At 76.1% G+C, this 13,037-nt stretch carries 10 protein-coding genes and 2 pseudogenes; all 12 read right to left on the bottom strand.

All coding sequences use genetic code 11. The features are described 5' to 3' along the window. Positions 1–139: 139 nt before the first annotated feature. The 12 genes and pseudogenes from ACIPYS_RS36065 to ACIPYS_RS36010 all read right to left on the bottom strand — a co-directional run bounded on the left by ACIPYS_RS36065 (position 140) and on the right by ACIPYS_RS36010 (position 12,768). A complete protein-coding gene (locus ACIPYS_RS36065; protein WP_400754243.1) occupies positions 140–1,966 on the bottom strand; it encodes a protein kinase in 1,827 nt (608 codons plus the stop codon). 110 nt (positions 1,967–2,076) lie between these two features. Next, positions 2,077–3,504 carry a protein kinase domain-containing protein gene (locus ACIPYS_RS36060; RefSeq protein WP_093861178.1) on the bottom strand — a complete coding sequence of 476 codons (1,428 nt, stop codon included), beginning with the start codon at positions 3,502–3,504 and terminating at the stop codon, positions 2,077–2,079. A gap of 333 nt (positions 3,505–3,837) precedes the next feature. Then, positions 3,838–4,392 carry a bacterial proteasome activator family protein gene (locus ACIPYS_RS36055; protein ID WP_093864983.1) on the bottom strand — a complete coding sequence of 185 codons (555 nt, stop codon included), beginning with the start codon at positions 4,390–4,392 and terminating at the stop codon, positions 3,838–3,840. Positions 4,393–4,720: 328 nt separating this feature from the next. After that, the gene (locus tag ACIPYS_RS36050; RefSeq protein ID WP_400754240.1) at positions 4,721–5,650 is read right to left on the bottom strand and encodes a hypothetical protein; all 930 of its coding nucleotides are present in this window, start codon (positions 5,648–5,650) and stop codon (positions 4,721–4,723) included. Between the two features lie 138 nt (positions 5,651–5,788). Further along, entirely contained in the window at positions 5,789–6,766 is a 978-nt protein-coding gene (locus tag ACIPYS_RS36045; RefSeq protein WP_093861180.1) for an NAD(P)H-quinone oxidoreductase, read from the bottom strand. Positions 6,767–6,817: 51 nt separating this feature from the next. Beyond that, positions 6,818–7,381, bottom strand: a complete 564-nt coding sequence (locus tag ACIPYS_RS36040; RefSeq protein ID WP_093861181.1) for a YbaK/EbsC family protein — start codon at positions 7,379–7,381, stop codon at positions 6,818–6,820. 11 nt (positions 7,382–7,392) lie between these two features. After that, the gene (locus ACIPYS_RS36035) at positions 7,393–8,472 is read right to left on the bottom strand and encodes a TrkA family potassium uptake protein (RefSeq protein WP_093861182.1); all 1,080 of its coding nucleotides are present in this window, start codon (positions 8,470–8,472) and stop codon (positions 7,393–7,395) included. Continuing rightward, positions 8,469–9,680, bottom strand: a complete 1,212-nt coding sequence (locus ACIPYS_RS36030; RefSeq protein WP_231978654.1) for a molybdopterin molybdotransferase MoeA — start codon at positions 9,678–9,680, stop codon at positions 8,469–8,471. The genes ACIPYS_RS36035 and ACIPYS_RS36030 overlap by 4 nt, the downstream gene beginning before the upstream one ends. Continuing rightward, positions 9,677–9,952 (bottom strand): annotated as a pseudogene (locus ACIPYS_RS36025) (DUF6457 domain-containing protein); the annotation flags it as partial. The pseudogene ACIPYS_RS36025 and the gene ACIPYS_RS36030, both read right to left, overlap by 4 nt. A 147-nt stretch (positions 9,953–10,099) precedes the next feature. After that, positions 10,100–10,683 (bottom strand): annotated as a pseudogene (locus ACIPYS_RS36020) (molybdenum cofactor guanylyltransferase); the annotation flags it as partial. A gap of 22 nt (positions 10,684–10,705) precedes the next feature. Beyond that, entirely contained in the window at positions 10,706–11,722 is a 1,017-nt protein-coding gene (locus ACIPYS_RS36015) for an MBL fold metallo-hydrolase (RefSeq protein WP_400754234.1), read from the bottom strand. A 284-nt stretch (positions 11,723–12,006) separates the two neighbouring features. Then, a complete protein-coding gene (locus tag ACIPYS_RS36010) occupies positions 12,007–12,768 on the bottom strand; it encodes a polyprenol monophosphomannose synthase (protein ID WP_030392455.1) in 762 nt (253 codons plus the stop codon). Between the last annotated feature and the right edge of the window lie 269 nt (positions 12,769–13,037).

The following is a 13,037-nucleotide window of genomic DNA, read 5'->3' as shown; positions in this document are numbered from 1 at the left end:
CCCGGGGGCGGCGGGGGGGGGGGGTGGGGGGGCCTTCTGATGCCGGACGCCCCCCCCCCCCCCCCCCCCCCGGGGGGGGCGGGGGGGCCCGGGGGGGGGCGCCCCCCCCCCCCCCGGAACCGCGGGACGAATCAACCGGTCAGGGAACGGCCGGGGTGGCCGCCCCGCCGGTCGGCTTCGGGACAGTGCCGCCGGCAGCGCCCCCGGCAGCGCCCCCGGCCGGCGGCGTCTGGCTGCCACCGCCGGTCGGCGGCGGGTTGGTCGCCGGCGGGGCCGTGGCCGGGGGCGTCGTCGCGCCGCCGCCCGTCCCCGTGGTCGGGGTGTTGGTCGGCGGAGCACTGGCCGTGCCGGACGCCGACATGCTCGGGCTCGGCGCCTTGCTGCCGGTGCTGCTCGGCGTCGCCGCCGGGCTGGTCGTGTGCTTGCCGGTCGGCTGGCTCGGCGCCTGGGTCTGGTTGCCGCCGTTGTTGTTGGTGTCGGTCTGCTGCGACTGCGTCGGACGGCGCGAGTTCTGCCCGGTCGGGGGCGTCGTCGTGGTCGCGCCGGAGCTGGGCGTGGTCGCCTCCGGCGCCGTCGACACCACCCCGGTGCTCGGACCGAGGTCGCTCGGCTTCCCGCCGCCACCGCCGTTGTCGTTGCCGCTCAGCGCCATGGCGATGCCCGCACTGGCCGCGACGACCACCGCCACGATGCCGGCCACCCAGCGCCACGGACGGCGCCCGCCGCCACCGCGCCCGTGCCCGCCGCCGTGCCCGTCGTCCGGACCGTCGCCGCCGCCGTAGGGCGGGTACCCGGAGGACGGCGTGTGCGGGCCGCCCGGCACCTGGTACGGCAGCATCGCCGTCGGGTCGCCCGGGACACCCGCCCCGAGCACCGCCGTCTCGTCCGCACCCCGCGGCGGCATCCCGCCGTGGCCCTGGCCGGCCGCGGCCAGCCCGGCCGTCGCGCCGAGCGGCCAGCCGCCGGTGCCGCCGGTGAGCTCGCGCAGCGCGTGCTCGATGTGCGCGCGGAACTCGTCCGCGTCCTGGAAGCGGTCGTCCGGGTTCTTCGCGAGCGAGCGCAGCACCAGGTGGTCCAGGCCGGCCGGGACCCGCGGATTGGCCTGCGAGGGCGGCACCGGGATGTCCTGCACGTGCTGGTAGACCACCGACAGCGGGGTGTCACCGGTGAACGGCGGCCGCAGGGCCAGCAGTTCGTAGAGCATGCAGCCGGCCGCGTACAGGTCGGAGCGGTGGTCGACCGGCTTGCCCAGCGCCTGCTCCGGCGAGAGGTACTGCGGGGTGCCCATGACCATGCCGGTCTGGGTCATGGTCGAGGCCGTGCCGGTGAGCGCCCGGGCGATGCCGAAGTCCATCACCTTGACCGCGCCGGTGGTCGTGATGATCACGTTGGCCGGCTTGATGTCACGGTGCACGATGCCGTGCCGGTGGCTGTAGGCGAGCGCCTCCAGCACCCCGGCGATGATGATCAGCGCCTGGTCGACCGGCGGCTCCTCCTCGTCGACCAGCAGCTCGCGGACGGTCCGGCCCTCGACCAGCTCCATCACGATGTACGGCGTCGACTCCTCGCCGACGTACTCCTCGCCGGTGTCGTACACGGCGACGATCGCGTGGTGGTTGAGCGCCGCGACGGCGTGCGCCTCCCTGGTGAAGCGGAGCCGTGCGATCTCGTCCTGGGCCAGTTCACCGCGGAGCAGCTTCACCGCGACGGTCCGCCCCAGCCGGACGTCCTGGGCGGCGAGCACCTCGGCCATGCCGCCCCGGCCCAGCCGGTGGGTCAGCCGGTAGCGGCCGTCGCCGACCGTGCCCAGCGGCGCGGCGGTGCCCCGGCCGGGGGTCTGCGGGGCGCCGTACGGCGGGAGCGCGGTCGTGGCGGCGTCGCCACCGGGCTCGGGCATCCTGGGGGCCCCGCCGCCCGGACCGGTCGCCCAGGCCCCGTCGTCGTCCGGATGCTGCGTCTGTGCCATCGCTCCTCGCCCCGGGCCTTCGCTCGGATCGCGGTGCCCTGTCGCTCGTGTCCCCGAACGCTACCGCCTCGGGCCGACCCCCGGAGCACGCGTGATCCGGGCGGAACCTGTCAGAGCAGGCCATTCCGGTCGGCCCGGCCGTCCGGCTGCGACACCGTGACCGCCGCACTCGAGACGCCCCGGGTCGACCCGCCCGCGGTGTCCTTCTCGGCCCGGTTGACCACGATCGCGATGATGATGACCGCCAGCACGATCACACCGACGATGATGCCGATGATCACCAGGGCGGTCGAGCAGCCACCGCTGTTCGACGCGGGCACCGGCTGCGGCTGGAACGGCGGCGCCGGCATCGGGTGCGGCGGCGGGGTGTGCGCCTGCTGCGGGAAGGGCTGCGGCGTGTGCGGCGCCTGGAACGCCGGCGGCGGCGTCTGGAACGGCTGCGCGTGCGGCTGGAACGGCTGCGGCGTGTGCGGCGCCTGGAACGCCGGCGGCGGCGTCTGGAACGGCTGCGGCTGCGCGTGCGGCTGGAACGGCTGCGGCTGGGGCTGCATGCTCGGGAACGGCTGCGGCTGCGGGGTCTGCGGAGCGGCGTGCACCGACCGCGGACCGTCGGTGATCACCAGCGGGTTGCTGGCCGCCAGCGGGCTGCCGCCGCCCTTGCCGGCCGCGATCAGCCGCTCGGCCTCGTCGCGCATCGCCGCCGCGCTCGGGAAGCGGTGCGCCGGGTCCTTGCGCAGCGCCGTCGCCACGAACCCGTCGACCGCCGGGGCGAGCCGCGGGTTGAGCGTGGAGGGCGCCGGCGGCTCCTCCTGGACGTGCTTGTACGCGATCGAGAAGGCCGAGTCGCCGTCGAAGACCAGCTGGCCGGTGATCATCTCGAAGAGCATCACGCCGACCGAGTAGAGGTCGGAGCGGGCGTCCACCGGCTTGCCCAGCGCCTGCTCGGGCGAGAGGTACTGCGGGGTGCCGACCACCATGCCGGTCTGGGTCATCGAGGTGACCCCGCTCTCCAGCGCGCGGGCGATGCCGAAGTCCATGACCTTGACGTTGCCCTTGCGGTCGAACATGACGTTGCCGGGCTTGATGTCACGGTGCACCAGGCCCATGTCGTGCGAGGCCTCCAGCGCGTTCAGCACACCGATGGTGACCCGCAGCGCCTCCTCGACCGGCATCGCGCCGTGCTGGCCGACCGCCTCGTTGATGGCGTCCCGCAGGCCCTTGCCGTCGATCAGCTGCATCACGATGTACGGCGTGCTGGAGCCGTCCTGGGCGATGTCCTCGCCGCTGTCGTAGACGGTGACGATGTTCGGGTGCTCCAGCCGGGCCACCGCCTGGGCCTCGCGGCGGAACCGCTCCTTGAACGAGTCGTCCCGGCCCAGCTCGGCGTGCATGCTCTTCAGCGCGACCTGCCGGTCCAGCACGCTGTCGTACGCGAGGTGGACCGAGGCCATGCCGCCCTCGCCCAGCACCCGCTGCAGCACGTACCGCCCGTTGCCCAGGGAGTAGCCCTCGGCCGCCGCGTTGCCGTGCTCGCTCATGGTCTCTGCTCCCCCTCGGCGCGGCCGTACCGCCGCGACCGTGACATTCGGTCTCGTCCGTGCGTGTTCCCGGGCCCGGCCCGCCGGCCTGCCCGGACCCCTGTCGCGACGCTCGCCCGGACTGCGACAGGGGGTCAGGGTATCGGCTCGCGAGGACACCGCCCGGCCCAGGGCCGACACTGTGTCCAGGTCGCGACCCGGTACCCGTCGGTAGTGCTCGCGCCGCCGGGGCGGCCCGCCGCGCCCCGTGCCGTGCCGCCCCGGCGGGGCCGTGGCGGTACGGGTACGGCCGACGTCCACGGGCGGGCGGACGCCCGACCCGTGGGGGAACCGCTAGAGGTAGGGACCGGAGCGGATGCCGCGGCCCTCGCCCGGCTCGTCCCCCTCCGGCTCCCCGCCGTGCAGACCGGGCGGCAGCGCCCGCCGCATCTGCTCCAGCTGCGCCCGGGCCGCCATCTGCTGTGCGAACAGCGCGGTCTGGATGCCGTGGAACAGGCCCTCCAGCCAGCCCACCAGCTGCGCCTGGGCGATCCGCAGCTCGGCCTCGGTCGGGATCGAGTCCTCGGTGAACGGGAGCGACAGCCGCTCCAGCTCCGCCACCAGCTCGGGGGCCAGGCCCAGCTCCAGCTCCTTGATCGAGCTGGCGTGGATGTCCTTGAGCCGCGCCCGGCTGGCCTCGTCGAGGGGAGCCGCCCGGACCTCCTCCAGCAACTGCTTGATCATGCTGCCGATCCGCATGACCTTGGCGGGCTGTTCGACCATCTCGGTCACCGGCAGTTCACGCGGCCCGTCGCCGTCGTCCCCCATCGGGCCCGCCGTCGAACCCACCGGCAGCCCGTCCGGTCCGACGATCAGCACCTTCTGGCCGTCCTGCGGCTGCCCGCCCATGGCCTGGTGGAACTCCTGCGACGAGTACTCGTTCATCGGATTCGTCATGAACCACATTCTCCCTCACTGGGGTTGCCCGGGAGGAGGCCCCCGACCGACCCGCCCGCCCGTCGCCGGTGCCGGTGCCGCGACCGGCCGCGTGCCTGCGCCCGGGAACGACGCTACGCCCCGGGGCGGGGCGGCGGTATCCGTACGGATACTCAGTCCGGCCCGGGTCCGGGGCAGCGGGGAGGCCCCGTCCGGCCCGGTCCGTCGGCCGCCCGCGCACGGTCGCCCGTACCCGGTCGACCGCCGCCCGGGTCCGGTCCGCCCGGCCGACGGGAGGCGGTCAGCGCCGGCGCAGCCGCAGCCCGATCAGGCCCAGTCCGCAGCCGATCAGGCCCAGACCGGCACCCAGCGGCAGCTGGCGGGTGGCCGCGTCGTCCCAGCGGGTGGGCAGCAGGGCCGGGCCGACCAGTACCGCCTGCGGCCCGGGCCGGCCGAGGGCCAGGGTCTCGCCGCCGGAGCCGTCGTCCGGCGCGGCCGGCTCCACCGCGCCGGCGCTCCCGGCCGCCGGGCCCGGGGCGGCGTCCGCCCCGGGAGCGACCGGCTGCTCCGGGACCTGCTCGGCGTCCTGCGCCCGGCCCCGGTCCGGCGCCGCCTCGGGCGCCGAGGCGGGGCGGTGGCGGCCGCGGCGCTGCTCCCGGTCGGCCCAGGACGGTCCGGGCCGGACCCGGCCGACCGCCTGCCACGCCACCGCCGTGGCGGCCGGTACGGCCGAGGACGGCGCCGCCGGGGCGGTCGGCGCGGGGGAGACCGGTTCGGGGGACGGCTCGGCGGGGGACGGCCCGGACGTGGTCGGCCCGGACGCGGCCGGCCCGGCGGGGGTCTCGGGGCCGGCCGACGGCTGCTCCGGCTCAGCTGCCGGCTCGGGCTCCGGCTCCGCCGAAGGCACCGGGGAGGTCCCGTCCGAAGGCGCCGCGGATCCGGACGCCCCCGGCGACGCCGACGGCCCGGACTGCTCCGACGGCCTGGGGTCGGCGGCCGGGCCGTGGTCGACGGCCGGCCCGGGATCGGCGGCCGGAACGGGGACCGAACCGACGGCACCGGCCGGCGCGCTCGGCAGTGCGATCGCGGCCGGCCCGGCCATCAGCGGTACGGCGAGCCCGAGCACCGCCGCCGCCAGCAGCCGCCGGCCGTTGCGGCGGGGGGAAGGGTGCGGCGGCAGTGCCGCGGGCGGCGGCCCGGGGAACGCGGACGAAGACGAAGGTGCGGGCACGGTCGAGGTCCTTCCGCGACGGCCGACCGCGCTGGGCGGGATCGGCGGCGGGACAGCTCCCGTCCAGACTCACACAGCCCGACATTCCGGGCATGTCGTACGGTGGACCCGGCCTCCGCGGGCCCCGGCCCCGCGGCCTCAGGCCCGCAGCACCACCTTGCCGACCTGCGTCCCGGCCTCCAGCACCCGGTGCGCCTCGGCCGCCTCCGTCAGCGGCAGCACCCGGTCGACCACCGGCCGGACCACCCCCGACTCGACCAGCGGCCAGACGTGCTCGCGCACCGCCGCCACGATCGCCGCCTTCTCCGCCAGCGGCCGGCCGCGCAGATTGGTCGCGACCACCGCGGCGCGCTTGCGCAGCAGGGTGTTGAGGTTCAGCTCGCCCTTCACCCCGCCCTGCAGCCCGATGATCACCAGCCGCCCGTTGACCGCCAGCGCGTCCACGTTCCGCGACAGGTACTTGGCGCCCATGATGTCCAGGATCACGTCCGCCCCGGCCCCGCCGGTGGCCTCCGCGAGCACCTCGGCGAAGTCCTGCTCGCGGTAGTCGATCAGGACGTCGGCGCCCAGTTCGGCGCAGCGGGCCAGCTTCTCGGGGCCGCCCGCCGTCACCGCCACCCGCGCGCCGACGGCCTTGGCCAGCTGGATCGCCATCGTCCCGATGCCGCTCGCGCCGCCGTGCACCAGCAGCGTCTCGCCGGGCCGCAGCCGCGCGGTGAGGAAGACGTTGGACCACACCGTGCAGACGACCTCCGGCAGCGCGGCGGCCTGCTCCGGCGTCAGTCCCTTCGGCACCGGCAGCAGTTGACCCACCGGCACCGCGACCCGCTCCGCGTAGCCGCCGCCGACCAGCAGCGCGCACACCTCGTCGCCGACCGCCCAGCCGGCCACCCCGGGACCCAGCGCGGCGATCCGGCCGGCGCACTCCAGTCCCGGATAGCGCGAACCGCCCGGCGGCGGATCGTAGAAGCCCTGCCGCTGGAGCAGGTCGGCGCGGTTGACGGCGGTGGCCGCCACCTCGACCAGGACCTCGCCCTCCCCGGGCACCGGGTCCGGCACCTCCGCCCAGCGCAGCGCCTCGGGCCCGCCGGGTTCAGGAATCGTCATCGCATGCATGGACCCGACGCTACTGCGACCCGGCCACCGGACGGCGGGCCGACCCGCTTGTCAGCCGGCCAGGTCCGGGAGCACCACCGCTCCGGGCAGCGCGGCCGCCGCCCGGCCCGGCAGGATCAGCTTGCCCCGCCGCCGCCCGCTGCCCACCAGGACGAACGGGGCCGCCGCGACCGCCGCGTCGACCAGCAGCGGCCAGCCCGCCGGGAGCCCGACCGGGGTGATCCCGCCGTACTCCATGCCGGTCGCCCCGACCGCGTCGTCCATCGGGGCGAACGAGGCCTTGCGGGCCTCCAGGTGCTTGCGGACGGCCCGGTTGACGTCGACCCGGGTGGTGGCCAGCGCCAGACAGGCGGCCAGGGTGGTCTCCCCGCCGCGCCGGGCGGCGACCACCACGCAGTTCGCCGAGGCCTCCAGCGGCACGTCGTAGGTCTCGCAGAAGACGGCGGTGTCGGCCTTCTCCGGGTCGGTCTCGACGTAGAGCACCGACCGGGCGGCCTCCCGGTCCGGCCAGGCCGCCAACGCCTCGGCCACCGGGGCCGCCAGCCGGTCGGCCGCCTCCAGCGCGGGGGCGTGGAACTCGAAGGCGCCGAACGGGAGCCGCGGTTGATCGCTCATGACGGGCAACCCTACGCCGAACCGGCCGACTTGATGACGATCACCCGGTCCGTGAGCTGGAGGGTCCGCGCCTCCGGCTCGGTGTAGTTGATCACCCGTCGGCCGCGGACCACCGCGACGACCAGGTCCTCGCACTCGCGCGGGCTGTGCCCGGCCTCGGCCCGGGTGACCGGGCGCTCGACCACGTCCAGGCCGTCGCCGTAGGTGAGCAGGTCCTCCATCACCGCACCGGTGTGCGGGCTGAGCATCGACATGCCGAGCAGTCGGCCGGCCGCGCTGGAGCTGGTCACCACCACGTCGGCGCCGCTCTGCCGCAGCAGCGGGGCGTTCTCGTCCTCGCGCACCGCCGCCACCACGGTCGCCGTGCGGGTGAGCTGGCGGGCGGTCAGGGTGATCAGGGCGGCGGTGTCGTCCCGCTCCGGTGCCACCACCACCCGGGCGGCGGTGGGGAGTCCGGCCCGCAGCAGGGTGTCGGTCCGGGTGGCGTCGCCGAGCACGCCCACCAGACCGTGCTCGGCGGCCTGGTCGACCGCCTTGCGCTGCGGGTCGACCACCACGATCTCCTCCTTGCGCACCCCCTGCAGCAGCAGGGTGTCGATGGCGCTGCGGCCCTTGGTGCCGTAGCCGATCACGACGGTGTGCTCGCGCACGGTGGACCTCCAGCGGTTCAACCGCCACTGCTGGCGGGTGCGTTCGGTGAGCACCTCCAGGGTGGTGCCGACCAGGATGATCAGGAACAGCACCCGCAGCGGAGTGATCACGAAGATGTTGGTGAGCCGGGCGGTGTCGCTGTACGGGGTGATGTCACCGTAGCCCGTGGTGGAGAGCGTCACCGTGGCGTAGTAGGCGGAGTCCAGCAGGCTCACCCCGCCCCCGGCATTGTCGTTGTAGCCCTCGTGGTCCACCCAGACGATCAGGGTGGTGGCCACCAGCACGGCCAGGGCCAGCAGCAGCCGGAAGCCGACCTGCCGGAGCGCCGGGGCGCTGCGCCGGGCGGGCAGCACGATCCCGGCGTCCGCCCAGGACTCCGCCCCGGCCGAGGCCCGGCCGGAGAGGCGGCGGCCGAAACCCCGTCCCGCGCCGCCGCTCACGGTGCCTCCAGCAGTTCGACCGCGGCGCCGGCCGCCGCACCGCCCGGCGGCACCACGGCGAGCGCCTCGGCCAGCGCGACCCCGCGCAGCATCGCCGGTCCGTCGTAGGGGAGTTGGAGCACCCCGTGGACGGTCCGCCGGACCGGTACCAGCCGGGTGTCCAGCGGATGTCCGGGCAGGGCGGCGACGGCGACGGCCCGGACCGGCTCGCCGGGGCCGCGGCCGGCCAGCGCGTGCAGCAGCGGCAGGGCCAGCGTGACCGCCCCCGCGACCGCGGCCAGCGGATTGCCCGGCAGACCCACCAGATGGCGCCCGCCGGGCAGTTCGGCCAGCAGCATCGGATGGCCGGGGCGGACGGCGACCCCGTCCACCAGCAGCCGGGCACCGACCTCGGCGAGCGCCCGGTGCAGGAAGTCCACCGGACCGGCCGCCGTCCCCCCGGTGGTGACCACCACGTCGGCGGTGGAGTGCCGCAGCGCGTCCCGGAGCAGTCCGAAGTCGTCCCGGACGGCGCGCGGTTCGCCGGTCTCCGCACCGGCCGCCCGCAGCCACGGCGGCAGCAGCGGGCCGAGCGCGTCCCGGACCAGGCCGGGCCGGGGCAGGCCGGAGCCGAGCAGTTCGTCGCCGAGCACCAGCAGGTCCACCACCGGGCGGCGGTGCACGGCCAGCCGGTCGTGGCCGCCGGCCGCGGCCAGGCCGAGCACGGCCGGGCCGATCCCGGTCCCGGCCGGGAGCAGTTGCTCGCCGCGCCGGCACTCCTGGCCGCGCGGCCGGACGTCCTGGCCGGTGGTCAGCGCACCGGGGAGGCGCTCGCGCAGCAGCGAGCCGGCCGGTTCCCCGTGTTCGCGGCGGAGCACGGCGGTGGCACCGGGAGGGAGCTGGGCACCGGTGGCGATCTCGACGGCGTCGCCGTCGGCCAGCGGACCGTCCGCGGGCCGTCCGGCCAGCAGTCGGCCGGACACCCGCCACGGGCCGGGGCCGGCCACCGCCCAGCCGTCCATGGCCGAGGTGTCGAAGGCGGGCAGGTCGGTGAGCGCGGTCAGCGGCTCGGCCAGGGTGCGGCCGAGCGCCTCGGTCAGCGGGACGCGCGGGGGCGCGGACGCCGGCCGGCCGGCCCGGCGGGCGGTCTCCCGGGCGGCCGCCCAGCTCGTCGGGGCGGCCGGGGCCGGTGGCTGGTCGAGCACGGCGAGGTCCTCCGGCGCGCTCACGGCTGTCCCGGGTCGGCGGCCGCGTCGGCCCAGCGTTCGGCGAGCGCGGCGGCCCGCCGGGACGCCTCGGCGACCGCCTCCGGCCCGCCGCCGCGCGACGCGGCGGCGTACCCGATCAGAAAGGTGGTCAGCGGGGCGGCGGGCCGGTCCACCCCGTGGGCGACCACCCGGGCCAGGTCGAGCAGACCCCGGGCATCGACGTCCAGGTCGATGTCCAGCTCGGTACAGGCCTCGGCGATCCAGTCATCCAGCGTGCGCTCCATGCGGACATGCTGCCTGATCGGCGGTTTCCCCGGGATGTTTGCCCGGTGAGCGCCGCGCGTCGTTCGCCTCGCACCGAGGTGCGGACCGGGGTGAGGACCGGGGTGAGAACGGGCTGCGGACCGGGACGAGGACCGGATCGGCACCGGGGTCAGGACTCCCGCCGGCCGTCGCGTTCCCGGGCCCGGGCGAGGTCCTCCCAGGTGTCGCAGTCGTAGGTGACGTCGTCGGTGTCGGCCAGCCGCAGGGTGCGCAGGGAGCCGGTGAGGCGGCGCAGCGGGAGGCCGGCGGGGTCCCCGGCGGCGGCGAGCGCGGCGCGCAGGGCGGCGGTCCGGTAGGCGGCGGCGAGCGGCTGGTCGCGGCCGGCGGCGTCGACCAGGACGGCCGCCTCGGTGTCCGGCCCGGCCTCGTCGAGGGCGGTGACCAGCCGGTGGACGGTGCGCTCGTCGAGGAACGGCAGATCGGCGGCGAGCAGCAGGACCAGTTCGGCGCCGACCTCGGCGAGGCCCGCCGCGACGGCCGCGACCGGTCCGCCGCCGGGCGGGTGCTCGCGGGTCGGACGGACCCCGGGGCGGGTGGTGGGGCGGGCCGGGCCGACCACCACGGTGGTCCCGGCGCCGGCGCAGGCGGCGAGCACCCGGTCCAGCAGGGTGGTCTCGCCGACGGTCAGGGCCGGCTTGTCCGCGCCGCCGAGCCGGCGGGCGGCTCCCCCGGCCGGGACGATCACGTCGTACGGCGTCATGCCGCCAGTATCCGCCGCCGTCTCAGCCGGCGGTACGGCCGGGCGCCTCCCCGCCGTCCGCCTCTTCGGCGTGGGCGTCCGTCTCCGCGTCGGTCTCCGCGTCGGTCTCCGCGTCGGTCTCCGCGTCCGCCTCCGTGTCCACGTCGGCGGCCGGACCGGCGTCCGAGGCGTCCGAGGCATCGGCATCGACGGTGCCGGCGGCGGCGGTGTTGGCGGCCGCACTCAGCTCCAGCACCGCCGGCAGGGTCAGCTCCCCGTACCGCTCGTTCACGGCCGCGACCAGCGCCTCCGCGTCGTCCGGGTGCCCGGCCAGCAGCCGGTCGAAGTCCCGGAGGTACTCCTCGGTGAAGGCGAGCACCCGGGCCGCGTCGTCGCCCTGGTCGGGCGCGCGGTGTCCGGCGATCACCCGCTCCGCACCGAGCCCGGCGATCCGGCCGAGGTTGCGGACCCACTCGGTGCGGAGCTCCGGTGTGGTGTCGGCGGTCCAGACGTGGGTGCCGTTGTAGACGAAGTCACCGGCGATCACGGTGCGGATGCTGGGCACGTGCACCACGGTGGAGCCGTCGCAGTCGCCCTGTCCGAGCAGCAGCACCGGGATCGCCTGCCGGTCGATCATCAGCGGCTGGGGGAGCAGCGGGGCCGGGACCAGCGGGTGGTCCGGGATGTCGTCCCCGAACACCGGCTTCCACTGGGCGACCTTCGCGGCGGCGGTGCGCAGGATGCCGTCCACGACCGGCGGCGCGGCCAGCAGCCGGGCGTCCGGGAAGAGCCGCAGCACCTCCTCGGCACCGAAGTAGTGGTCGGGGTGGTGGTGGGTGACCACGATGGCGAGCAGCCGGCGGCCCTTGCCCGCGACCCACTCGGCCAGTTCGCGGCCGGCGCTGCGGGTCAGCTGGGCGTCGACCAGGATCGCCGTGTGCTCGCCGAGGATCAGCGTGGAGGTGGCGAAGAAGGCCGACTCGGGGCCGGTGAAGACGGCGACCTCCAGCGGCCGGACCGACGCCTCGGCGGTGTTCTCCTCGGACGGGGACGGCGTCACTGGTTGCTCCCTCTGGTTCGGCGGCCCCGGTCCCGGTCCGGCTCGGCGGCGGTGGTGGTGGTCGGTGCGGCGGTGTGCGGGCGGGTGGAGGTGTGCGGCGGGGCGGGCGGCGACGCGCGTGCGACGGCGGTTCGTGCACGGCGGTCCGGACGCGTGCGGCGGCGGCCCCCTCGCACGGCCGGGCCTCGCGCCCTACAGCATGGGAGCAGGGCACGCCGAAAACGCGGAAGGCGCGCCCGACGGGGCACGCCTTCCCGCTCATGTGTCCGGGTGGTCCGGCGGTGTCAGCGCTTCCCGCCGGTCAGCCGGGCGAAGCGGTCGGCGACGCCCCAGGAGGTCACCCGCCAGAGCGCCTCGACCACGATGTTCCGGCTCATCTTGGACGCGCCCAGCTCCCGCTCGACGAAGGTGATCGGCACCTCGGCCACCTTGAAGCCGGCCTTCACGGTGCGCCAGGCCAGGTCGACCTGGAAGCAGTAGCCGGCCGAGGCGACCTCGTCCATGCCCAGGCCCAGCAGGGTCTCCTTGCGGAACGCCCGGTAGCCGCCGGTGACGTCCCGGATCGGCACGCCGAGCATCAGCCGCGAGTAGGTCGATCCGGCCCGCGAGAGCAGCAGCCGGGACTTCGGCCAGTTCACCACCCGGCCGCCGGGCACCCAGCGCGAGCCGAGCACCAGGTCGGCGCCGCGCAGCGCGGTCAGCAGCCGCTCCAGCTCCTCGGGCCGGTGGGACCCGTCGGCGTCCATCTCGACGAGCACGTCGTAGCCCTCGTCGATGCCCCAGCGGAACCCGGCCAGGTAGGCGGCGCCCAACCCCTCCTTGCCCTTGCGGTGCAGGACGCGCACGTGGGAGTCCTCGGCCGCCAGCTTGTCGGCGAGCTCACCGGTGCCGTCCGGGCTGTTGTCGTCGGCGACGAGGATGTGCACCTCGGGGACGGCGGCGCGGACCCGGCCGACGATGCGCTCGACGTTCTCCACCTCGTTGTAGGTGGGGATGATCACCAGCACCCGGCCGAGATCAGCAAAACTCTGCTGGTTGACGGTCACGTACTAACCTCTCGGCCGGTGGCGGGAAGTGCCAGTCACCGTTGCCCGCACTCATCAGGACTCACAGTCCCGGCCGGCACCCGCCGACTGGGGGACACTGTGGAAAACACTGGGTCCTGGCATCCTACTACCGCGTCACGGAACCGGTCCGCCGCCCGCGGCACTCCCCACCGGCCTCCGGCGTTTCCCCTGCGGAGGCACCGGTCGGCTAGGGTCGATGCCCGGCCTTTGCCCGGATGCCCACCGTCGGCACCGCCCGCGGGGCGCCG

Source organism: Kitasatospora sp. NPDC089913 (assembly GCF_044748625.1).
Taxonomy (GTDB): domain Bacteria; phylum Actinomycetota; class Actinomycetes; order Streptomycetales; family Streptomycetaceae; genus Kitasatospora.
The sequence above is the reverse complement of the archived record's forward strand: the minus strand, read 5'-3'. Positions and strand labels throughout refer to the sequence as shown.

Bases quoted from the DNA above. Each gene is read 5' to 3' on its own strand.
- ACIPYS_RS36065 (WP_400754243.1), bottom strand. From the start codon at position 1,966: ATGGCACAGACGCAGCATCCGGACGACGACGGGGCCTGGGCGACCGGT.
- ACIPYS_RS36060 (WP_093861178.1), bottom strand. From the start codon at position 3,504: ATGAGCGAGCACGGCAACGCGGCGGCCGAGGGCTACTCCCTGGGCAAC.
- ACIPYS_RS36055 (WP_093864983.1), bottom strand. From the start codon at position 4,392: ATGGGCGGGCAGCCGCAGGACGGCCAGAAGGTGCTGATCGTCGGACCG.
- ACIPYS_RS36045 (WP_093861180.1), bottom strand. From the start codon at position 6,766: ATGCATGCGATGACGATTCCTGAACCCGGCGGGCCCGAGGCGCTGCGC.
- ACIPYS_RS36040 (WP_093861181.1), bottom strand. From the start codon at position 7,381: ATGAGCGATCAACCGCGGCTCCCGTTCGGCGCCTTCGAGTTCCACGCC.